This is a genomic window from Chitinophagaceae bacterium, from assembly GCA_007695095.1.
Taxonomy (GTDB): Bacteria; Bacteroidota; Bacteroidia; order Chitinophagales; family REEL01; genus REEL01.
This window is the reverse complement of the sequence record REEL01000118.1, coordinates 146,642-169,934: the sequence shown is the minus strand read 5'-3', so window position 1 is coordinate 169,934 and position 23,293 is coordinate 146,642. Positions and strand designations below refer to the sequence as shown.

Sequence of the window (23,293 nt, the reverse complement as noted above, 5' to 3'; positions counted from 1 at the left end):
AGGATGGATTCAACGTCAGGGGCGAGTTGTAAAACTGAGAAAAATGAATGTCCTGAGCTTCGGTTGAGCTTGTAAAAATAAAAAAGAAACAGCTCAAAATCAATGTAATTTTATTCTTCATAACGTTTAGTTTAATGTTATTTCACCAATAATTAAATATTTGTAATCGTAAAAATAATAAAAGAATTAAAAACATTGCTTGTAAAGACAACAAATTGAAGAATAAATATAAAAAATATAAATTAACGGATGAGAGTAGTATTTCCAAACAATTCAATAATAGAATTATTTATTGGGCATCTATACGCAACTACAAATGCATAAACTCCCAATTGAGCATACTCTCCACCTGCTATATCTCCATCCCAGCCTCTATCAACAGAGTTTGTTTCAAAGACTAAGTTACCCCAGCGATCAAAAACTCTGAAATATTTTAATTCAATAGGGTAAAGAGTCCGAACGTATAAGACATCATTAAAACCATCTCCGTTTGGAGTAAAGGTATTTGGAATATAAACAAAACTCGTGCATTCATCTATCATATCTAAACGGATATCAACCGATGACAAACAACCATTCATACTTATTAAGTTTGCTGTAACCCACATACTGCTATCCGGAAATGCAGTTGTAAGAAAGCAATCTGCACAATCAAAAATAGATTCCGGCTGCCATTGCAAATCACCTTCATCTGAGGTAAACACTTCTATATCCAGTCCCTGACCCATAAAAAAAGTCAATTCTTCTTCATCAGTCCATAATTCAGGCGGGTCATGGACAATAAGATTAAAAGTGTCATAAGCACTAAAACATTCATTATACTTTTCCACGATGATTTGCTGGTCAAAAAAAGCTTCAAATAAAACTTCATCACCTGTATTTGGAGTAACCGCAAAATCCGGATACCAATTATAACCTTCTCCACCCTCTGCACGAATAATCAGACTATCCTCATAACATAGCTCAAAAGTAAAAGGACCGTTTGAATTTAGCGGATAAATAACATCCACCACAGCAGAAATAGTATTCCTGCAACCAAAACTATTAAAACCTTCTACCAAAAACTCCTCCTCTTGATAAGGGTAAACAAGCAACTGATTAAAATCTTCAACTGTAGAGGTGCTTGAATCTGTCAACCAGTTATATTGAACTCCTCCATCTACGAAAAGATTTATTGAATCCCCCAAACAAATTATCGTATCTGGTGAAATGCTTAACTCAGGCAATGGAACAACCTCAGCAAATAAACTATCACTGTCAGCACATCCGTTTTGATCCGTTACTGTAAGATAAAACCATTGACTTTCTGTAATGAAAGCACCGGTGGTGGATGAGTCTGCATGAACTACATTTGCAGAAGGTGACCAATTATAAAAAAGACTCCCACTTCCTTCAATCTGAAAGGTATCTAAATAACAAACCACTGTATCAGGTCCGGCCAAAGCCGTTGGTGGTTCATCTACATCAAACAATAGGGTATCTTGCATTTCACAACCATATGAATTCTGTTGATTTACAATAATTTCATAACTACCGGTTTGCTGAAAACTAATTGTAAAGCTATCGGTAAAAAAGAAAGGCTGGCCATTCAAAGTCCAGGACTGCTGAGTTATACTATCCGCATTTATATTTATATCCGGTACAAAAACAATTTCATCTCCCAGACAAAAAGAATTAAAATTCAGAGTAACTTCAGGAGGGCCATAAATCTCTAAAACCATTTCTCTAATATCATAACACCCCTTTTCACTCTCTGCTTCTAAAATCACCAGATAAGTTCCCGGCTGGTCATAAACATGTACCGGATTCTGATTAGTAGAAAATTCCCCGTCACCAAAACTCCAATTCCAGCTTTCCACATCATTAAATGATGAAACTGTTAAATCTTCAAAAAATACAGACTCTCCAACGCAAACAGAGTTAGCAAGAAAATCCGCTTCAAAAAAAGGATAAATTTCCACTAAAACATCCGTAGTATCGGAACATACAGAACCCGGATTTGCAATTAGTGTAACAACATAGGTGCCTGTATCCGGATAAACATGATTTGGCTGAAAATCAGTTGATGTATTCCCATCTCCAAAATCCCAAAAATAAGAAGTAGCGTTTATGCTTTGATTAATGAAATCTACATCAAACTTGTTACACTGCGTTATATACAAGCCGGAAGTTCCTAAAGAAGCTGCTGCCGATGTATCAATCACAGGAATTAAAGCTTCTACATTAATGGAACAATCCGTTACATTAAACTGAAAATCACGTCTGGTTTTACCAATAAAAACACCATTTCTGTATTCTCTTACACAAACCCCAATTACATACTGCCCCAATTGATTCGGAGTTCCGGTTATTTCTCCTGTTACAGGGTCAATTGCTAAAGGAGGATTTGCCGGTAAAGGATTATTTACATTAAATGGTGCCAGCCAGTTAACAGGGTCAAAAGGCAGAGATGCCGGCACAGCAGGCATTGGAAAATTGAACGTTGCTCCAAGCAAAGGCTCACAAAATTCATAAGATAAACTGTCTCCATCGGGATCTGTTGCGCTATGATCAAAAACAAATGGCTGATTGGCACAGATAACTATTGGAGGAAAATCATTAAAATAAGCACTGTTATTACAACTCACTAAGTCAGGCCCGGGAATATGAATTGTATAGGTTGATCCGGATGCCCCGGGGTCTATTATATTGGCTATAGTGTTGTTTCTGCAACAGCGCTGGTGTGAAAGGTAATAGCCTCCCGGCTGAGGAGGTAAATTTATAGTTATTTCATAAACACCTTCTTCTACACAAACATCTAATGGCGCCTGTAAACAAGGGTCTGAAGTGGTCGGTGGGATATTTGTTGCTCCGGGAAACGGCAACATATAAGTGTTATGCAACGAATCGTTTATATCATATACGGCTAAATACAAAGGATTGTCAAAAGGAGCTAGTCCAAGATAACAGTCTCTGTAAATTATAATGGTTACTTTATAATCATTATTTCCCAAACATTCATAAAAAATATCCCCTCCAACTATATGAGATGCTGAAAGCTTCTTTTGAGAAATGCCTGTTAAAAAAATGATGATAAACAACAAACACCCTAAGAGTCTAAATATTTTCATCTTTAACCCGATTGATATGCAATCAATCTATAAAGTTAAAGTTTTTTTATCAGCCTTGCAACTCATTATTTTTCAATCCTTTCAAAGTATACAAATGTAGGGATAATGCCTGTTTTAAATTTTTCTTTGAAGTTTCCTTCTGAATCATAAATAAAAAGGGCTCCCCGACTATTATAATCCTTAGCGTCCAAAACATAAAAATCATTGGTTACCGGATGTATGAAAAAGTCATAAATATTCTGGCTTTGACTTTCTATAAATGGTGTTTGAGGTAAGTCAAAATTATAGGCACTTTTTTTAAAAATATCATTATTTACTGCATAAAAGAGTTTATCTCCACCGGCATTTTTTTGCAGACCTTTAACTCCGGTAACCTGAGGTGAAAAACTGATTGTATGTTGCAATTGATTATCAACCGGATTTACGGATATCAAAAACGCTTCTTCATTATCAAAACTACTTCCCGGACAAAGAACCCATAGTTTTCCGCTATTATCTTCTATTAGAGAATATGATTTGCAGGCTAAATAAATAGAATCCGTCAATTCATCTGTATTTACATCAATTATATACAAATAATCCGTCCGCAAATTAGTCACATAGAGTTTATCCTCAATCAAAAGCATTTCCTCCGTCCAGCCGGCTAAAGGTATTTGCTTTAAAATTTTTCTTGATAACAAATCAATCACATAAACAGCGTCCTCATACAAATCGCTTACATATGCTTTTTGATTTGCCCCTTTTACAATATACCTGGGAGAGTTAAATCCACTTATAGTTTCTATTCTTTTAAAATCCCGCTTATCAACCACTTCTATTTTTGAACTATTGTTTACGACTATATAAAAATAGCTTTCATCTGAAATCATTGACAAGGCAACATCTCCCAGACTTTGATTATTAACTTGTTGATAATAGTCTTCAATAATTTTATTTGAATCAGGTAAAAAAAGAGATATACCGGCATTCCCCCATTGAAAATTACCTTCATTAATAATAAAAACCCTTTCTATATCCGCGCTGATGATTTCTTTCTCTTCAACTTCATCTTTTGAACAGGACATTAAAAAAGCAAACAGAAATAATACAATTATTCCGCTAAGTGAGTTTCGTTTTAATAGCTTCATAATCAATAGATTATTAGTTTTTTTGTGTTTACTTCTTCTGACACTCTTATTTGTAAAAAATATATGCCGGCAGGTAAATTTAAACTGAGGGTAGTCGTTTCCGAAACAATAAAATGTTCGTTTCTGAGCAATCTCAGCTTGCTGTCATAGATGTATAGCAAAGCCTTTTCAGTTTCAGAAAAATTTTCAGCCAATAAATATAAGGTTTTGTTTTCAGCCAATGGGTTAGGGTAAAGTTTAAACTCTGAGACCTTATTTTGTTCAGAAACACCAGAAACTTCATTGATTTTTAACTTAACAGAAGCGTAACCACCTCCGGTTCCTCCCATAAATGGAATATTGGAATACCCTTGCCGAGTGAAAGTCAACATTAGAAATAAAGCTAAAACAAAAACATACATTTGATATTTCATAAGAAATCTTTTTAAATATTAATGAGCTGATCGGACTCCCCTGCCCCCTGATGTATTTCTTCTACCCGATAAGTTCCAGTTGTCATAAAACCTATCAGATACTGATGCATCTCGAAAACCCGGCAATACTCCAGAATTCCAACCTCCACCTCTGTATATATACCCGCCTTTTTCCACGGGCCAATCAGATTGAGTTGTATTCCCTGTATTTGACAATATACCATTACCGTGGCTTCCAATAAATTGAAGTGCATCCGACCTTAAACCAACTGCAACTTCCCATACATTCCCGCTCATTTCCATCACTCCGTAATAAGATGCAGCTGCCTGCACTCTGTTTTGAGCCAAAAAAGAGGAAAATCCGTTTCGAAGCGGACCTTGCGGACTATCGTAACCATGACTTAAAATTCCTGCCGTAATCGTGCCCGTTTGAGATACATGCTCATATATTGTAGCGTCTAAAATAGGGTCTATAGCCGAAATATGAAAAGGAGTGCCCCAGGCAAATTCTAAAGGCACCGGAACTTTCGGCCCTCTACAAATCTTTTCAAACTCAAGTTCTGTCATGGGCCTTAATCCGGACCAATCCAGATAGGCCAGCACATCATACCAACTTAGAAAATTTGCAGACCTGTGTTTCCCATCATAAAACGGAAAGCTGTTGTTTCTAACTTCATAAACTGCCGGCTTAGATAAGTTTTCATCTCCACTTTGCTTTATTACAATATTGTTTCTAAAATGAAAAGAGTTATCAGGAACATAAGCGCTTGAAGACTTGGGACTCTCAGGATTATTTGAAACCCTTGAAAGCTGCTGCTCAAAAGTCAGCGTATTCAAAAAGTCAGTATACTGCCATTGGTTAATTTCATATTTCATGGCATAAAAAGCGTTAAACCCTTTTGGATAATTCTCTCCTATTTGCCCTGACAACAAATCATTCCCTGTTGTCTGCATGGAATTATTTACCTCACCAAGCTCAATTGGAAGCTCACTGTCTACGTAATAAGGCCCGCCGGCAGGCCATTTATGCAAATGATTGTTTGACTCACCGTCTCCAACATAAAAAGCCTCCTCAGGAATGTAAACCATTTCTATCCCAAATACTTGTAACTCATAAATATCCTGAGCAAATGTTGAACAAAAAGATAATCCAAGTCTAAAGTTATTCGTCCCTTCACCACTTCTTCTTTTAACAAAAACACCCATTTCGTCATCAACGGTACTTATTTTCATTGAGTTGTAACTCAGATAATGAAGTGTACTGTCTGACGAAATGCATAAATGCCCCCAAATACCATCTGAATTTTTATATTTCATAAAAACCCAGACAGCATCATAATTATATGGGGGCTTGGTATCATTATAGTTCCAGCTATTTTCCCAACTAATATCTACATAGACTTTGTCATTGATAAATTCCGGATTCTTAATCTGTAAATTAATAGCCGATAATTCCGCACTGACTAAGGTCAACAACAGCAAACAAAACTTTTTGCAGTTAAAAAAAATCATAAAAGCCTTTATTTAGTGCATTTAAAAATTACCTGAAATGCAGCTTCAATTTAGTTAATTAATTATCAAACTATGATTTTCAGACTTAAAATCACTTTGAATACGCAACAAATATGCTCCTTTAGGGAAATTGTTCAGAGATATAGTTACTCTTTCTCCTTTCTCAAGGATTCTTTTCTCTAATTGTCTCCCTTCTATGCTATACAGTTCAAAGACTACCTCAGTGTGAAACTGATTATCTAAAAATAACTTATCAGACGCCGGATTTGGATAAAATTGAAACTCCGGAGTGGAAGTAAGGTTTTCTTCAGTACTAACTGAAAAGTCTACCTCAACCGATTCCATTATCTTTTCTACACTATAGCCGGGAATAGAGGCTGTCAAAGTAATGTCATAAGTGCCTTGTTCAAGAAATCTGATTTCCGGGTTCAAAGAGTTTTCATTTGTGCCATTTTCAAAAGCAAATGTGTTTGGCACAATCTCCCAATGAAAACTTACTGCATTTTCACTCGTATTTTGCACTAAAACATCCTGATTAGCAAAAATTGTCCCTGAAGGCAATTCAAAATCAGCCTGCGGAACGTAACGTACATCAGCACTTAATGCCTCCGGCGAAATCCACAATGCAATAGAGTCTGTCATAACAAAACTACTATCCCATACTTTTAAGTAACCAAAAGTGGAAAAATCAGTAGCTAATGTGTACATTTTGTCACTATACGGCTCATATAATGCTTTGGATACTGAACCCGTGTAAATAGCTGTATCTTCCGGCTGCTTTGTATCCAGATTAAAGGTACCGATACCTTCCGATGACCAACCTCCGTATGAAACAAACAGTAAGTTATCTTTCACTCCGTAACCTCTTGAAAAAGAAGAAGTGTTTACAGCATGTGAATCAACTTGTAAATCCTGAAGGTCTATTTCAATCAGATTTTTACTGTTTGAAGCTACTGCCATAACTTTATCTTCATAGGAAAATAAAAATCCGATTCCATCGCCGTCAGTTCCTAAATCAAATGATTCACGTAAAGTTATGCTTGATTCAAAACGCTCAAATGCTAAAACCAAACCTGTATCATTCATCCAGCCACCCGGAGCAGATAGCCAAACCAAGGAATCTGTCAATAAAATCCTTGAAGCTTCCATATTGACATCATAGTAGTCTGCAATTGTCAAATCCGGAAAATTTAGTTTTACAAATTCCTGATCTGTTGCCGGAAAAGAACGACTTAAGTATAGAAAACCGCTTTGTTCATCAAAAACAATATCATTAATTCCTGCCAAATGAATACTATCCAGCCACTCATAAGTATTTGCATCATATAAATGAAGTTCATCACCGACTGTTGCCAGTAAATAATTCAATCCATCATAATCAACTACCTGTGAAGCACCGGTAAAATTTCCCGGTAAGGAATCAAAATAAAAAAAATGGTTGTCATAGGGATAATAAACCCCCAATTTAACCTGATTGCCGGGAACACCGAATTCACCTCCGGAAATTACAAATAATTGATTGTGAATTTTTTCGTCTGCTTTTGCATAGCCTACGCATACAAGCATAATAATACAAATTGATAAAAGAGTCTTCATTGTTTTCATAAAAATTGGTTTATTTGATAAAAGTATATTGTATTCCGCCTTTAAAATTTATTCCCGGCATTGGACGGGAAGACATATTCTGATAAGTCGCATTGAACAAGTTATTTGCCCTGAAAAAAAGCAAAACATTATGCTTATTCTCTAATAACTGATATTGAAAAGCCATATTCAAAACATTATATGCCTGTAAACTTTGTGAATTATCTGTTGTGAGATATCGCTCGCCTGTATATTGCCATTCAGCAATCAGGGATATCCGTTTGAAAAGCCAGTAAAAATTAATACTTCCCATAAATTCAGGGGTGTAAATCAACTGCTCTTTAGCAGGACTTTCTGTTAAATATGAACGAACATAACTAATCGATGGGCTTAGTTTAAAGGAATGTTCAGCCATACTGTACTGTGCACTTAAACTCAAATCTGCTCCCATTGCCGTCACATCACTGAGGTTAAAGGCCTCCCAGAAATTGTTATTCCCCGGCCTCCATTGTATATAATTCGTTGTCTTTCTGTGAAAAATTGCAGTATTAAAGATCAAATCAAAACTTGAATTTTCTCTGAACATAATTGTCTCAAGATCTATTTCCTGACCAAATGCAATCTCAGGCAGAAGTTCCGGATTCCCACCCGGGACCCAGTATAAATCATTAAAAGAGGGTTTTCTGAAATCATAATGAGTCTTGGCGGTTAATCTGACATTTTTTAAGATTAAAAACCATTTTTCAACTGCTCCTGAAGGGTAAAAGTCCGTTTCATCAGCTAATCCCTTAAGCGACAAAGCATAGCCTCCCCGCCTGTTTAAATAATATCCTTTATAGGCTGTTAAAAATGAAAAATCCATTTGTTCTGCCCTTTCACTGTATCCATCTGCCCGGGCAGTTTGATATTGATTTCTCAAAGCAAACAAAAAATGATGTTGAGTATTAGGCTTCCAGACTAATTCCAAGTCCTGAAAATAACTTTGTGATCGGTTAGTACTGAATAAATCTGCAGCTTCGTCATCGTATAAAACTTCTTCAAAAGAAGCTGAAGAACTAAAGCGAAAATTTAATGAAGGACTAAAATTGACATGCCACTCTATTTGAGGTCTGTAAATCAAATCTTGCTGAAAAGCCAGGGATTTATCCTGAAAGATAGTAGGAGGAATTTCTCTTTTAGCCTCTTGAAACCAAAAACGAAAAGCTAAACGCTGCCTGTCAGATAAATGCAAATACTTTTCACCGAGAACCCCGGATTGGTAGCTTTCAGCATTTGACAAACGTCTGTTCTCATTGTTATCAGGAGTTGAATAACTGAAATTGTTTGTTGACTGATGGTAAAATGCTCTTAAATTAAAGCTTCCTGCATCATAATTATGCGAAAACTGAAGTTGTTGATTTAACTCGCTAAAACTTCCATAAGAGGAGGTAGCTGAAAAACGAGTTCCTGAGGCCGGCGCTTTAGAATTGAGAATAACAGTTCCTGCAAGGCCACTTTCGCCCGGCATAGACATACTGCTTCCATTTACTACATCCAGCTGATCAATAAAGTAGAGAGGCAGGAGAGAAAAATCAACCAATGCATTCATGGGACTATGAATCGGAAAACCATTCCACAGCACACGGGTATGAACAGCTGCGCCTCCCCTTATTGTCATTGTCGACAACAGACCGGGGCTGTTCGTTCGGAGATAAGCCGTATTATGTTGCGTTAAAAAACTACTTAAAGAAGGTGTTTTTGCTTTGGAAAGAAAAACAGTATCCATTTTTTCCTGAAAAGGTCTGTCTAAAAAAGCAAGCCTGGATTCTTTAATAAAAACTTCAGGTAATAAGACAGAGTCCGGCATTGAACTGCCAAAGTTGTTGCCGGCAGAAAAATACGGTAAAAGACCAAAAATCAAACCCAAAAGGGCTGAAAAACACCACATAATTAATGATTTAGTGTAAACACTTTAATCATTCATAAATCATGCGGAAAATAAACGTAAGAATAGATATGTATGCTACTATCTACTCACTGCTTTTTTTCCCGAAAGCTATGAATAAAAACGATACAGGCAGGTCTTCTGACTTACTCCCTTTTCAGTAGCCTTCCCATTCCCGAAAGAATAGTGGCAATGAAGTTCTGAAAAGTTTATAGAGCTTACAGCAGCGGGAACTGTTCAGGATTTTCAAAATTGATCACCTGATTCCCTTTTAATCTTACTTACAATTTAAGTTAAGAACCTATAACATCGCAAAAATAGAATTTACTTTTCAAAGTTCTATCAAATTGCTTCTTTTTTATAAAAAAGGTCAAATTTCTCTTCATTTTATTTTAAAAATATTTAGAATTTTCGTAACTTAATGGAGTGTTATTATTTAATTTTAAATGTGTATTTTATGGAAAGTACTTATAGGGAAATGCTTTATGAAACTGTAAATAATCTATCTAAACTTAGGGAAGATATATTTGAAACAACACTAAATTTAGCTATGAGTAATGAGTTGAAAGAGATAAATGATGTTTTTGAGGAAGGTGATGTATATCATTTTGAATTAGAACATTTGAAAGGCGGGTCTGATGTAAATGTAATCAAACTATTAGATATCATCGAACACATAGATTCTACTACGGAAAGTTTGATAAACATAAACGCTCTGGATACAGAGGTCGACTAATCAGGCTTTGAAAGCTTAATCTTTTCTACAGACAAAAACTATATACGTAAAAAAGAACTCCCTTTTTTTTACAAAATCCCGTTGAATAGAAAATCCTGCTTTTTTTAGTTTTTCTTCATAATAGTTTGAATCTCCCTGATAAGGGTGCAGGACATCAAAAGAAAAAAACCGAAATATTTTTTTAAAAAAAGTATAATTATGTACATCAGTACTTATAACAAGTGTAGCTTTTTCATTGCTTAACTCTGCCAATCGGGTCAAAGCCTTATCAATATCCTCGACATGATTGATGGCATTGAGGCAAAAAATTAAATCAAACTTATCGGTGCTTGAAAAAGATTCAATTTTAGAATTAATAAAAGAGTCTTCCGGTTTGTAGTAACTGTTATATGCGGGGAATTTTTCTTTGTAATAGTTAAAAAGGGGATCGATTGCTATAAAATTCTGATTTTGCAAAATCAGAAATATTCCTGCCGGTCCACATCCGGCGTCTAAAATTCTACTATTTGCAGTTTTGGGGAAGGCTATTTCAGGGATTTGTTTCAAAAAAGTTTCCCAGTACTTTTTTTTCCATAGAATGTATGCCTCAGGATTTTTATTTTTTAGATAAATCCTCCACCACAACTGTTCAAAAAACTGAGCTATTCCCCATTTAGCCATAAATAAAAAAGAGTAAAGCCGTCTGGCCTTACTCTTTGCATTAAGTAATTTGTTAAAAATTTACTTTACTTTGTCAGAAAACTCTTTTCCGGCTTTGAATTTTACAACTTTTTTCGCCGGGATTTTGATTTCAGCTCCGGTTTGTGGATTTCTTCCGGTTCTTGCTGATCTGCTAGATACCGAGAAAGTTCCGAAACCTACTAAAGTTACTTTGTCTCCCTTTTTTAATGTGGTTACCACATTGTCAAGTACTGAATTTAATGCTGAAGTTGCCTGAGTTTTTGTTAAACCCGCTTCTTCTGCGATTTGATTGATTAATTCTCCTTTGTTCATAGTGCAAAGATTTATGTTAAAAAAATAATGGTTTGGTGAATACAAATTTAGAATACTATCATTAACAAACAAATTTTTAAGGACAATTTAATCGATAATATTATAGCAAAATCAAGGCTTTGCGGACAAGGTTTCTTTTAACCTATTGATTTTTAGTATTTTATACATTTTATCTTCGAAAAAAAAATTACAAGATTTATATACAATTTTTTCTAAAATTTTCTAAAACTAGAGATAATCAAGTGGAAAACAGTTATAAAGCCAACATCTTTTAAAAATTTTCGTAATTCATTTTTATTTAAATATTTCTAAATACTAAGCAAAAAACAGATTAAAACTTGAAAATCCATATTTGTTCAGATTAGATTTAAGGATTTTTAGTGAAATGATTTTGATGACAATAAATTTCTTAATTTTACATTAGCTTAATGTGGGCAAAGATTTTTTTTAATCTTGTAAACTGAAAACCATGAGACTACTTTTAATCATAATTATTCTATTTTCTTCTGTAAGTCTGACGAATTGCAACAGGCATGGATGTCCGTCAGTGGAAGGTGCTAAAGAACAAAATTTAGACAAACAGCCCAGAAGGTCGTCCCCACGCTCAAATGTTCTACCTCCCGGTCGTTAACCGGCAATTCGTAACAATGTTCTGAAAATTATTTTTAGGTCCAGCAAAAAGCTTTGTTGTTGAATATACTCCAGATTCAATTTCAATTTATGGGGCATAATCTCTTTTATATAGGCTTCCTCCGGATTTTCTTTGGATTCCAGTATTCTATTTTCATCAAAATACATTAATGAAGCAAAATCTGTTAAGCCGGGTTTTACGCTCAGAACCTGGCGCTGGCTTTCGTTATAATAATTCACATATTTTTCAACTTCCGGTCTTGGACCGACAAAACTCATTTCTCCCAAAAGTATATTTATCAATTGAGGCAGCTCATCAATTTTATACTTTCTAAGAAAAAATCCTGCTTTTGTTATTCGATTATCTTTTTGCCCGACAGTTAAATGCCCTTTTTTATCCGAATCCACAAACATGGTTCTGAACTTATAGATATAGAAGGGATTTGCATTTAGACCAATTCTTTTTTGTTTAAAAAAAACAGCCCCTTTTGAATCAGTCTTTATCCATAAAGCGACAATCAGGAATGGGATAAAAAGAAAAACCAATCCTGTAGCAGAGAAAAAAATATCAAAAATTCGCTTCATCCTGAGTCGTTTTATCCAACAACCTCCTGATAGCTGCTCACCAAAGATTTAATAACAAGCTGTTGCTGTTCCTTCGTTAAATCAAAAAACACGGGAAGACTTATTTCCTGTTCATATTTTCGCTTACTTACATCCAACCCTTTTAAGGTATAGCCCATATCGCGATAATAACTCATCAATGGCAGAGGTTTGTAATGCACATTAACACTAATTTCTTTCTCGAAAACCTTTTTAATGATTTCATTACGCTGAGCCTCTGTGACATTTGCTATCGTAAGTAAATATAAGTGATAGGAGGTTTTTTTATGCTCACTTTCATACTCCGGGATTTGAAAAAAATCAAATGCTTTTAGTTCAGCAGAGTAAAAATCAAAGATTTCTTTTCGCTTTGGGAGTGTTTCCCTTTCATATCTTTCCAACTCTACCAATCCCATACTGGCCTGAATGTCTGTCATATTGCATTTGTAACCGGGGTAAATAACATCGTATTCCCAGGCTGCTTTTGTAAATTTTGATAAAGCATCTTTATTTTGACCATGCAGAGACAGAGTATTGAGATAATCGTAAATATCCTTGTTGTTAAAGGGTTCGGGTAAATTTAAACACAATGCTCCACCTTCGGCGGTAGTGAGATTTTTGACCGCATGAAATGAAAAAGAAGATACATCTGCCAGTATGCCCGAAGATTTTCCTTTATAGGAAGCTCCGATAGAGTGTGCGGAATCTGCTACTAAAATAATACGGCCAAGCTTTTTTTGCAGCTGATTACCGGGTTTAAAATGATGTTTCTTTTTATCAATTATATCATATAAGGCATCGTAATCACAGGGATAACCGCCTATATCGACCGGCACAATGGCTTTAGTTCTGCCGGTAATTGCCTTTTCAACTTTCTCCGGTGAAATATTAAAATCTTCTCCGCAATCAACCATAACAGGTTTTGCGCCGCAATGCATTACCACATTGGCTGTTGCACAATAGGTATAAGCCGGGACAATTACCTCATCACCGGGTCCGATTCCCCAGTATCTCATGATTAACTCCAGACCGGCGGTGGCAGAATTCAAACATAAAATTTTAGGAGCTTTGGTATATTTCTCTAATTCCAGCTCAAACAATTTTGTTTTAGGGCCGGTTGATATCCAACCTGTTCGCAGGGTTTCCTCTACTGCCTTTATAATTTTTTCGTCTATACGGGGAGGTGAAAAAGGCACTTTCATAAGTTAAAATTTGAATGAATTAGTGAAATCTAAATGCTGCTAATCAAAGGGAGTATTTAATTGCCGTCTTTTGTGATTGGAGATACCGGTATTTTATCTACTCGTTTCTGATGTCTTCCTCCCTCAAAATCTGTATTTAGAAATAAGTCAAGAATTTCAATGGCAGTTGAGGTCTCCAGAAATCGGGCAGGCAGGCATAAAACATTTGCATCATTATGTTGGCGGGCAAGAGTTGCTATTTCCGGCGACCAGCAAAGTGCAGCCCGGATTTTTTGATGTTTATTAGCTGTTATACAAGCTCCATTTGCACTACCACAAATAACTATCCCAATGACATTTTTATCTTTTTCTACAGCCTCCGCTACAGGATGAATAAAATCCGGATAATCAACGGAATCTTCCGAAAAAGTACCCTTATCCTTTACGTCAATTTGCTTTTCTTTCAAATAATCAATGATTTTAGACTTCAGTTCAAAGCCGGCATGATCAGATCCGATTGATATTTTTTGCATAAAAAATCTTTTATAAATTATCTTTTAACCTTTTTCGCTCAACATTGGCTGATATGAAAATACTAAATTCATACAGAACATATACAGGAACGGTAACTAAAAGTTGTGTTCCAACATCTGCCGGTGTAATCACCGCAGCTACTATTACAATCCCTACAAAAGCATGTTTACGGTAAGTTTTCATGATTTTGGGTGTCAAAAGCCCCAGTTTCGATAGAAAATACACTACCATGGGTAATTCAAACAATATGCCGGAAGCCAATACAAACATGGTTAAAAACCCGGTGTAATTGGTCAGTGTGAAGGTATTATTTACAATGTCAGTAACGGAATAAGTACCGAAAAAATTAATAGCAAAAGGGGTTAAAATGAAATATCCGAAAGAGACTCCGGTAAAAAACAGCAAACTGCTAAAGAAGACGATTCCTCTTGTGTAAGTTATTTCTTTTTGATAAAGTCCGGGTTTTATGAACCTCCACAACTCCCAAAATAAATAGGGAAAAGTTAATACAAAACCCAATACCAAAGACACCTTCAGGTGGACCAGAAACTGTCCGGCCATTTCGGTATTAATAAAAATAAATGAATAATCACCCAGACAAAGCAGATCACCTAATCCTAAAGCTGATGAAAGTTGGCAAAGACCCACATAGGTTGGGAAAGATGATTTTGTTGGTCCAAAAATCAGTGTATCAAAGATTAACTCTTTTGATAAAAAAACTATAATCGTAAAGGTAAAAAGTGCAATTGCTGATCGAATGAGGTGCCATCTTAATTCTTCAAGATGGTCTACAAATGACATTTCTTTAACCTTTGTCGACTCTTTTTTTTCTCCTATGTATGCTGTTTCTTCGCGCATGGTTTAATTATCATCAATTACTTTCCAGCAATTGAAATACCTGATCTAAATCAGGAGCAACAATTATTTCGGTTCTTCTGTTCAAAGACCTGCCTGCCCTATCTTCATTTGTAGCTACCGGCAAATGCTCTCCTCTTCCGGAAGCAATTACTCTTTGAGAATCCAATCCGGTATTTTCAGTTAAAATTCGTATAATAGATGTAGCTCTCAGGACACTTAAATCCCAGTTATCTTTTATACAGGATGTTCTTATCGGTACATTATCGGTATGGCCTTCTATCATTATAGAAACATCTTCCTGACGGGATAAAACTTCAGCCAGAGACTTCAAAGCACGAACTCCTTTGGGGTCAACCTGTATACTCCCTGATTGAAACAGTAATTGTTCAGCCAGAGAGACATAAATCTTGCCGTCCCGAACTTCAACCGTTAGGTCTTCTTTGTCAAAACCTAAAAGTGATTGTGCAATATTTTCTCTTAAAGCTTTGGTTGCAGAGTCTTGCTTAGCTATCAGACTTTCTAGTTCTTCTACTCTTTTTTCTCTTTCCTTCAGGTTTACGTTTAGGTCATCAATATTAGAGCGTTGCTGCTGAACAGACTGCTGAAGAGCTAATAATTCATTTTCCTGCTTTTGTATATCTTTAGATTTCTCATTGAGTTCCCGAATCTTATTATCTAATTCTCTTGTAAGTCTTTCCTGTTCTGAACTTGAGGTTTGTAAGAGGTTTTTATTTTGTTCAATTACCTCTTCGTATAATCTGTTCAAATCATCATTCATTTCACGCATTCGTCTGTATCGCAAGCCATAACTGGTTGTATCCTGCACTAATCCTTGAATTGCCCTCTGAGTTTCGGCAACCTGCATAGATTTCTCTTTATTATCCTCTTCTAAATTCTGTACCCGGCTTACTAAGCGGGTGTTTTCACTTTCTAAACGCTCTGTTCTTTTGCGCTCATCATCCAATTTTTGAGCCGGAACACAACTTTCTAACAAAAAGATTGCACTAATTATGATTAAAAATATCTTAAGTTTCATGAGCAAAAAATTTAGGTTTAGTGTTTAATTGCAATGAAAACAGTTAGCAAACAAAAAGCCCACCTGCTGTATCATTAAATACAAAATTACAAAATTTAAGTTTGATTCACTGTTTTGTTTAAAAATAGGTTTTTACAAAATTGTTTAAATGATAGTGGTAAGCAAAAACATAAAAAAACTAAACAAAACAAGTTGCAAAAATATATTGGATTTGATTCTAAAAAATGAGTGGTGGATATAGTAGCAAAAGGGTTGAATAAATTTACAATCAATAGTAGGTTTGCTGTATGATTAGTGTTTTCATTGCATTAAGAAAAAAATATTTACTGCTTTTAAGCACATGATTCCAACAGATTATTTATTTTATTTTTTATACATTGGCATATTTGCCCAATACTTCAAATTTTACTACCACTTTGTGTATTTAAGCCAATTGAATAAAATTGCCGATAAGTCTATTTTTAAATTTCTTGCAAATTCCGGACTTAAGGATTTTCAAATAATGGTTGAATTAATCATACCGTTTTTTTTCCCTAACAACTTACAAAATTTAGAAGCTTCAATTTTGCAAAAAGTCATCCGGGTAGAGCGTAAAATTTATTTCTCATTAGTACTATTTTACGTATGCATCACATCTTGTGCAATAATTGCAATATATGAAACTCTATAACAACCCTTCTTATGCTAAGAAAGTTTGCCGACGAGAGAGGTAAATTTTTTTGAATTATTCTATATGGTTAGCAATAAAACAATAAATGTTTTTAAAAATCAATCACCTAATCATTTATGGGAAGTAATTATAAATATCCTTTCGGTAAACAATCTAATCAGTTCAACTTGATTACTATCAACTATGATTCCAAGTCTGTAATTACAAATTCTGATTCTATAATAGTTCTTGGTTCCTTTAATTTTTTTATGTGCTGAATTTCTTTTAAACCTGATGCTTCAAGCATCTGATTAATAATTGTGGTAAGTTTGGATTTAACAGATTTGTCATTGATTTGAAGCATGTCCTTTTCCAACGACTTATAAATTTAAACAATCATTTCAAGCTTTTTAGAAACTTCTCTGTATCAACAAATTCACCGATCTTACCTTTATCCATTGCCAACTTTAATCCTAAATCTTCATATTCTTCTTTTGATAAAACTTTAGTTTTTATCCCCAGTTTTTTTGCCAGTTCCAAAAGAAGTTTAAGGTCTTTGTCTGATTCACTTGTAAAAATCGCACTTTTCATGTGTCTAAAATTCTTTAATTCAAATTTATACAATTTTTTGAAGAATATTTTGAAGTGTTGTTTCAACTCCAACAACCCGTCTGACGCTATGAAAGCGTGCTTACGGGAGGGGTGCCATTAACCCTCTTCCAGCCCTCAGTAACACAAAGTTCACAATGGTTTGCGCAAAGTAGCACTTAGTACTTGACTACTACTTCATTCATACTTGTCGCAATTTATCCAGGTTAGTATCCCATTTCACTTTTCCCTTTAATTGCAAAAAACGTTTACGTTTAGCTGCAGCGATTAATTCTTTAAGTGCTAACTCAACCGTTTCTCTTTTTGTACTTAACCGGCTGATTTTCATGGCTTCTCTTATCAGCTTTTCATCTATTTCAATATTAGTATGCATAATGTGTATGGCTTATACACAAATATAACACAAAATGATTATAGACTCAAGTTTGTCTTTACAAAAACCTGTCTGACACTTTAAAAGCGCACTGACGGGAGGGGTTGCCATTCATCAAATTCCCGCTCCCATCTTCCAGCCTTCCGTATCACAAAGTTCCATTATGGAGATGACTGCTAATACCTTCTTCCTATCTCCTATCTCTGCGATTTTTGCACTTCAACTTTAAAAATAATATCTTTGAAAAAACTTACAAATGAGCAGTTATATCAATAAGCTTTTAATGACGGACAATAATCGAGCAACAATTTTGATCCGATTTGTTGTAGGGCTTGTCTTTTTCTCCGAAGGGATACAAAAACTGATTTATCCTGCCCTCAGAGGTGGCGGCAGATTTGAACGCATCGGCATTCCTTTTCCGGAATTTAACGGATATTTTGTCGCCGGTGCTGAAATCATTTTTGGCTTAATGATTTTAATTGGCCTTTTTACGCGTTTTGCTGCTGTACCGCTCATTATCATCATGCTGGTTGCTTTGTTTACAACTAAAATTCCAATTTTACTGGGGAGCGAGTTTTTGGGCTTTAGCTTACGCGAACTTGAGCATTATGGTTTGCTGAGTATGTTGCACGAATCCCGTAACGATTTGGCTATGCTTTTTTGTAGTTTATTTCTGTTAATGAGGGGTGGAGGCGCCCGGTCAATAGATAAAAAACTAACTTCCGGAATAAAATGATTGTAAAAAAACTCAAGCTTCAATTTAAGTTTTCTGACTGAAGATTACAGCTATCATGTTAACAAATATTTAACAAATTGAAGTTGCCCATGATAAATTTCATTGGCGTATTACGAAACGAAAAAAATACCATTGAAAAACGCACTCAAACGTTCGATTAAAACACCCGGAGCCATCATGATGGGGCTGGGTTCAATTTTGGGAACCGGCCTGTTTGTCAGCCTGGCAATTGCAACACAGTTTGCCGGAAACGGTATTTTTATCGCTATTATCATTGCAGCCATAGTCGCAATATTGAATGGATTGAGCAGTGCACAACTTGCGGCTAATTTCCCTGTCAGTGGCGGAACCTACGAATATGCATACAGTGTATTAGGTTCATATTGGGGGTTTACCGCCGGTTGGATGTTTTTGATTGCAAAATCTGCTTCGGCAGCTACTGCCGTACTGGGCTGCACCGGATATATTTTTTATCTTTTCGACATACAAACTTCAAAATGGGTGCTTGCAGGAGCCGGGCTTTTGATACTTTTCAGTATTTCGGCTTTAGTTTCCGGAGGTATTAAAAGAACTAATACAGCGAATGTATTGATTGTTTCATTTACACTTTTTGGACTTTTAGCATTGGTTCTCGGAGGCGTATATTCACAAGGTGTGCCTGTCAAACCAATCCAAAATATGTTTGATGACTTAGCCTATTCTTCGGTCGTGTATGCTTCAGCACTGATGTTTGTGGCATATACCGGTTACGGACGAATTGCCACCTTGGGAGAAGAAGTGGTGAACCCGAAAAAAACCATCCTCAAAGCAATCATAATGAGTATGTTTTTCATTGTGATTATTTACTTATTGGTTTCGCTCACCGCTATTCAAGTGATGGAACCTGAGGCTTTCGGACAGACTGTTGAAGGCAGGGCTGCTCCGCTGATGATTGTCGCTCAAACAATATCACTACCCGGCTTGGGCCTCATTGTTTCTCTGGCTGCCATTACAGCGATGGCAGGGGTATTACTTAATCTCATTTTAGGTTTATCGCGTGTAATGCTGGGCATGGCAAGAAGAAGAGACTTGCCTGCAAAATTGGAAAATGTACATCCTGTCAGTCAAAGCCCTGTGAATTCAATTTGGGCAACCACACTAATCATAGCGATACTGGTATTGAGCAGGGATGTGGTATTCACCTGGTCATTTAGTGCATTTACAGTACTGATTTATTATGCAATCACCAATTTATCGGCTTTACAACTGCCCAAAGAAAAAAGATTATACTCTAAATGGATTCCTGTTTTGGGGTTAATCTCCTGCCTCACACTGGCATTTTGGATAGAACCAAGCATTTGGCTGAGCGGACTTGCACTTATTTTAGCCGGTGCAGTTTGGCATACGGTTGCATTGATGTTGAAAAGAAGAAAATAATTGGTGTCTTTTTTAGTGTATAAGATAATTTGTTAAACAAAAAGTATCATTAATGTGGTGATTTATCCAGCCAATAAAACCTATGTTTTCTTGTAGTATATCTCTAATTTGGCGTATTTGCAATAAAATACACTAAAGCTAACTTTTACTTATCCTCAAAATCTATATCCAATCATGAAATTCATATTTCTATGAAATATGATTCCATCACTCCAATCATTTCCGGTATTGAGAAATCCATAACTTACGCCTGCTTCAAGATTTGCTGTAAATCTGTTATTAATATGATAGCAGACTCCAATAACCGGACCACCACCTATAAAGTAGTTCCCACTGATTCCAAAACCAATGCCCGTCACATCAAGGCCATAAAGAAAAATTACATTATTTGCTTCGTTCAAACTTACATGTCTCTCATATCCTATATTCAGCATATAGTTAATTGCTGAAAAAGACAATAAATTACCAAATCTTATCCCACTCCGAAAAGCACCATTAGAATCTGAAGATTTACCTAAGTATTTATAACTTATCAATGCCGGTCCAATTCCAATTTCATGTGATACCAAATCTTCTTTTTCATCAGCATGAGTTTTCATAAAAGATAAGCTAATTAACAGTATTGTTATTATCAGAATTTTACTGCCCTTCATTATATTATTCATTTTAGTTTTTATTAATTACTTTCTGTAAAAATTCATTTGAAACCAAGAATTGTTTTCTTTATAATTCAGTATCAACTCATCATCTTCAAACAGGTAACAGATTGTTTCATTAAAAGCACTAAAGAACCTGTCTTCCCATTCAGCTTCAAGATTTGTTCGCCCAACTTGAGTTGAACCTTGAGTCTGAATTTGAATTTTTTGATTTTCAAAAGTTGAAAACTCTGTCCATCCGCTATTTACAGGCCCCTGCCAAAGTATCATTTCTTCATCTGTAATTTCAATTTGCATTTTTTTCTTAAAAGTAAAGGGAGGCGTTTCTTTATCTAAAAAATCGCTACCTGCTTTTTGAAAACTTTCGAAAATCCATTTTCCATAAAGTTGTTCGTCCTCAATTGCAACAGGATCTTTTAACTGCTCAGCTGCAAAACAAGGATTTTGAAAACTATCTTTCTTTTCACAACCAATATTTATAACCAAAACTGCAAAAAGGATAGTCGATAGTATTAATATTTTCCGATTTATATTTTTCATAAAGAGCTTGTTAAATGAATTCAATGAAATATAAAAAAGTGAGAAAAAAATAAAAAAACACACACCAAAAGAATCCTTTATGATATATGTTATGCTTTGTTTATTAATTTATTGCACTGTTTTTCAATAGCATTTTAAAAAAAATTTTACACAGTACAGTTAAGTCAAACTTGTATATTAAACATTATTATTAAAAATATATTATGTTTGTTAAAAAAAACTTTCTCCTACTTAAGCAATAGCTATATTTTTGTTAAAAATATATTAATTAAAGTTTTTGCTATGAGAGCATTTTTGATAGTTATTTTGTCTTTCGCTTTATTGATGAGTAATCAAAACGATATTAAAGCTCAGGAATATCAGTCAGCGATTGGACTAAGAGGAGGATATCCGGCCGGAATCACATTTAAGCACTTTGTTTCACAGGAGGGTGCACTTGAACTGATACTTTCAGCCGGTTGGAGAGGATTTATGGTTACCGGGCTATATGAGCATCATTTTGCTGTACCCGGAGCTGACGGATTGTATTGGTATATTGGTGGTGGAGGCTACTTTGCGACTATAAACAGGGGACATCATCCTGTTTTCGGTGGAGAAGGTGTTGTTGCTGATGTAGGAGTCGCCTTTGTTGGAGGTATGGAATTTAAATTTCCGGAAGTCCCTTTTACCATTAGCCTTGACATTGTTCCGGCAGTAGGCTTTTATGGACTCAGAAACAGATTTAATTATCTTGGACTTGTTAATGCCGGCTTAAGTGTAAGATATACTTTCAGGTAGTTGCTTGCTTAGATTGAAGTTGATAGTATAAAGTTTATAAAGTGTAAAAGTAATAAGGTAGCAGTTTATGTAAATCTCTGAAATCAGTTTTTCGCTCTGAGTGATAGTGAAACGTCCGCCTGTTAATACGGAGATGCCTCCTAATGACAGAATAGAAGAAGGCTGTACTATTTCAATTTCTTAGAACAACTTTTACCACAAATCCCTCACTAGCAAAAGAGAGGGTGCAGGGTGAGTCATATCATAATGAGATAGCTCTGTAAATTAAGGAGGAATTCAGCCGCGATTTTTTTGTTAACCTTTTTTTTCTAAAAAAAGGGTTAGTAAGGGAGTTAATAATGGCAAATTGATGAAGTCAAATGGAAAATCTTGGGAAATATTCAATCATTACTCATTTTTGTATTTTACAATTCATCCTTAGAGCTATTGTTAACACTGAGCACCTTGTGTTTTGTGGAGTCAAATCAAGTCAAAGTGAGTGCATTAGAAAAGTGGCAATATATCCCTTTCAACATATATCCCTTTCAAATTAAGGTGAATAATGAGGTCTTTCTATCAAAAGCTACACCAAACCTCTACTTAAACACCTTAAGATTTATGTCGTCAACGGGAGCGGGTCTGTTTTCAGCATCCAAAATATAAACAAATGTTCCTTCCGGTACTTTGTTATACAACTCAATTACTTCCTTATTACTCATTCTTACGCAACCGTGAGAGGCTTTTTTACCTAGTAACCCCTCTTCATGCGTTCCGTGTATATAAATATATCGCTTGTAAGAATCAATCCCATCACCCTGATTAAAACCTTTGGAAAGTCCCTGAAGCCAAAGGATTCTCGTAGTAACAAAATCATCATCCGTGGCAACTGCTTCATGAACAACATCTGCAATTTTACCGGTAAAAACCCTTCCCCTGAATACAGAACCGGAGGCGGCACCATCTCCTATTTTTGACTTAATTATATGTGCTCCCAATGGTGTTTTATAACTTCCGGCAGCCTGTCCTATACCGTATTTACTGGTTGAAATAACATAGGATTCCAACAACTCTTTATTTTTATACAAAAAAAGTTTTTGTTCTTTTACAGAAACAAGTATCAAAAAATCATCGGTTTGATAGTTATATTTTTGCTCTAAAAACTGCAAAAAAAACTCGTTTGGTAACTTTCCTTTTTCATTTGCCGATTGTTGTGCATGTATGCTGCTAAGCAGAAAGCTTAAAATGGATAATAAGACGAAATTCATTTTTAAAATTTTTCAGGACACTGTAAAACTATAGTAAAGATTAAACTCTTAA

General features: G+C 35.3%; 23 protein-coding genes and 1 riboswitch. Of the genes, 5 read left to right on the top strand and 18 right to left on the bottom strand.

The genetic code is table 11. The annotated features are described in order from the left end of the window. Positions 1 to 242 precede the first annotated feature (242 nt). The 6 genes from EA412_09010 to EA412_08985 form a co-directional block, all read right to left on the bottom strand. Positions 243 to 3,110 (bottom strand): PKD domain-containing protein, encoded by a 2,868-nt coding sequence (locus tag EA412_09010; protein TVR78562.1) that lies wholly within the window; start codon positions 3,108 to 3,110, stop codon positions 243 to 245. 65 nt (positions 3,111 to 3,175) lie between these two features. After that, a complete protein-coding gene (locus EA412_09005) occupies positions 3,176 to 4,174 on the bottom strand; it encodes a hypothetical protein (GenBank protein TVR78561.1) in 999 nt (332 codons plus the stop codon). A 65-nt stretch (positions 4,175 to 4,239) separates the two neighbouring features. Further along, a complete protein-coding gene (locus EA412_09000) occupies positions 4,240 to 4,650 on the bottom strand; it encodes a T9SS C-terminal target domain-containing protein (GenBank protein ID TVR78560.1) in 411 nt (136 codons plus the stop codon). Between the two features lie 18 nt (positions 4,651 to 4,668). Continuing rightward, on the bottom strand, positions 4,669 to 6,162 hold the full coding sequence (locus EA412_08995; protein TVR78559.1) for a hypothetical protein: 1,494 nt from the start codon (positions 6,160 to 6,162) through the stop codon (positions 4,669 to 4,671). Positions 6,163 to 6,216: 54 nt separating this feature from the next. Further along, positions 6,217 to 7,767 (bottom strand): T9SS C-terminal target domain-containing protein, encoded by a 1,551-nt coding sequence (locus EA412_08990; protein ID TVR78558.1) that lies wholly within the window; start codon positions 7,765 to 7,767, stop codon positions 6,217 to 6,219. 10 nt (positions 7,768 to 7,777) lie between these two features. Continuing rightward, positions 7,778 to 9,673, bottom strand: coding sequence for a hypothetical protein (locus EA412_08985; GenBank protein TVR78557.1), 1,896 nt, complete (start codon positions 9,671 to 9,673; stop codon positions 7,778 to 7,780). A 110-nt stretch (positions 9,674 to 9,783) separates the two neighbouring features. Beyond that, a riboswitch (cobalamin riboswitch) is annotated at positions 9,784 to 9,990 on the bottom strand. Between the two features lie 137 nt (positions 9,991 to 10,127). Between EA412_08985 and EA412_08980 the strand changes: the two genes are divergently transcribed. Then, entirely contained in the window at positions 10,128 to 10,406 is a 279-nt protein-coding gene (locus EA412_08980; GenBank protein TVR78556.1) for a hypothetical protein, read from the top strand. 15 nt (positions 10,407 to 10,421) lie between these two features. Here EA412_08980 and EA412_08975 read toward each other — a convergent pair whose 3' ends face one another. The 7 genes from EA412_08975 to EA412_08945 form a co-directional block, all read right to left on the bottom strand. Continuing rightward, positions 10,422 to 11,066: a methyltransferase domain-containing protein gene (locus tag EA412_08975; GenBank protein TVR78555.1), complete on the bottom strand. Its 645-nt coding sequence runs from the start codon at positions 11,064 to 11,066 to the stop codon at positions 10,422 to 10,424. A 60-nt stretch (positions 11,067 to 11,126) separates the two neighbouring features. After that, a complete protein-coding gene (locus EA412_08970) occupies positions 11,127 to 11,399 on the bottom strand; it encodes an HU family DNA-binding protein (GenBank protein ID TVR78554.1) in 273 nt (90 codons plus the stop codon). Between the two features lie 627 nt (positions 11,400 to 12,026). After that, entirely contained in the window at positions 12,027 to 12,614 is a 588-nt protein-coding gene (locus EA412_08965) for a sugar transferase (protein TVR78553.1), read from the bottom strand. Positions 12,615 to 12,625: 11 nt separating this feature from the next. Continuing rightward, complete coding sequence (locus EA412_08960; protein ID TVR78552.1) at positions 12,626 to 13,834, bottom strand: DegT/DnrJ/EryC1/StrS family aminotransferase; 1,209 nt, start codon at positions 13,832 to 13,834, stop codon at positions 12,626 to 12,628. Positions 13,835 to 13,890: 56 nt separating this feature from the next. Next, a complete protein-coding gene (rpiB, locus tag EA412_08955) occupies positions 13,891 to 14,346 on the bottom strand; it encodes a ribose 5-phosphate isomerase B (protein TVR78551.1) in 456 nt (151 codons plus the stop codon). Positions 14,347 to 14,356: 10 nt separating this feature from the next. Next, positions 14,357 to 15,148: a twin-arginine translocase subunit TatC gene (gene tatC, locus EA412_08950; protein ID TVR78569.1), complete on the bottom strand. Its 792-nt coding sequence runs from the start codon at positions 15,146 to 15,148 to the stop codon at positions 14,357 to 14,359. 70 nt (positions 15,149 to 15,218) lie between these two features. After that, on the bottom strand, positions 15,219 to 16,241 hold the full coding sequence (locus tag EA412_08945) for a hypothetical protein (protein TVR78550.1): 1,023 nt from the start codon (positions 16,239 to 16,241) through the stop codon (positions 15,219 to 15,221). 340 nt (positions 16,242 to 16,581) lie between these two features. On the opposite strand from EA412_08945, the gene EA412_08940 reads away from it, so the two are divergent. Beyond that, the gene (locus EA412_08940; GenBank protein ID TVR78549.1) at positions 16,582 to 16,911 is read left to right on the top strand and encodes a hypothetical protein; all 330 of its coding nucleotides are present in this window, start codon (positions 16,582 to 16,584) and stop codon (positions 16,909 to 16,911) included. 375 nt (positions 16,912 to 17,286) lie between these two features. On the opposite strand, the gene EA412_08935 is transcribed toward EA412_08940, so the two are convergent. Both EA412_08935 and EA412_08930 read right to left on the bottom strand, forming a co-directional pair. Then, complete coding sequence (locus EA412_08935) at positions 17,287 to 17,481, bottom strand: hypothetical protein (GenBank protein TVR78548.1); 195 nt, start codon at positions 17,479 to 17,481, stop codon at positions 17,287 to 17,289. 199 nt (positions 17,482 to 17,680) lie between these two features. Beyond that, the gene (locus tag EA412_08930) at positions 17,681 to 17,872 is read right to left on the bottom strand and encodes a type II toxin-antitoxin system VapB family antitoxin (GenBank protein TVR78547.1); all 192 of its coding nucleotides are present in this window, start codon (positions 17,870 to 17,872) and stop codon (positions 17,681 to 17,683) included. Positions 17,873 to 18,128: 256 nt separating this feature from the next. Between EA412_08930 and EA412_08925 the strand changes: the two genes are divergently transcribed. Continuing rightward, positions 18,129 to 18,608 (top strand): DoxX family protein, encoded by a 480-nt coding sequence (locus EA412_08925; GenBank protein TVR78546.1) that lies wholly within the window; start codon positions 18,129 to 18,131, stop codon positions 18,606 to 18,608. A gap of 126 nt (positions 18,609 to 18,734) precedes the next feature. After that, positions 18,735 to 20,024 (top strand): amino acid permease, encoded by a 1,290-nt coding sequence (locus tag EA412_08920; protein TVR78568.1) that lies wholly within the window; start codon positions 18,735 to 18,737, stop codon positions 20,022 to 20,024. Between the two features lie 155 nt (positions 20,025 to 20,179). Here the strand turns inward: EA412_08920 and EA412_08915 are convergent, their stop codons facing one another. Together EA412_08915 and EA412_08910 are read right to left on the bottom strand one after the other, a co-directional pair. Further along, positions 20,180 to 20,689 carry a hypothetical protein gene (locus EA412_08915; protein ID TVR78545.1) on the bottom strand — a complete coding sequence of 170 codons (510 nt, stop codon included), beginning with the start codon at positions 20,687 to 20,689 and terminating at the stop codon, positions 20,180 to 20,182. A 15-nt stretch (positions 20,690 to 20,704) separates the two neighbouring features. Continuing rightward, on the bottom strand, positions 20,705 to 21,220 hold the full coding sequence (locus EA412_08910) for a hypothetical protein (protein ID TVR78544.1): 516 nt from the start codon (positions 21,218 to 21,220) through the stop codon (positions 20,705 to 20,707). A gap of 207 nt (positions 21,221 to 21,427) precedes the next feature. Between EA412_08910 and EA412_08905 the strand changes: the two genes are divergently transcribed. After that, the gene (locus EA412_08905; GenBank protein ID TVR78543.1) at positions 21,428 to 21,997 is read left to right on the top strand and encodes a hypothetical protein; all 570 of its coding nucleotides are present in this window, start codon (positions 21,428 to 21,430) and stop codon (positions 21,995 to 21,997) included. 575 nt (positions 21,998 to 22,572) lie between these two features. On the opposite strand, the gene EA412_08900 is transcribed toward EA412_08905, so the two are convergent. Then, on the bottom strand, positions 22,573 to 23,241 hold the full coding sequence (locus tag EA412_08900; protein ID TVR78542.1) for a L,D-transpeptidase: 669 nt from the start codon (positions 23,239 to 23,241) through the stop codon (positions 22,573 to 22,575). Positions 23,242 to 23,293 lie beyond the last annotated feature (52 nt).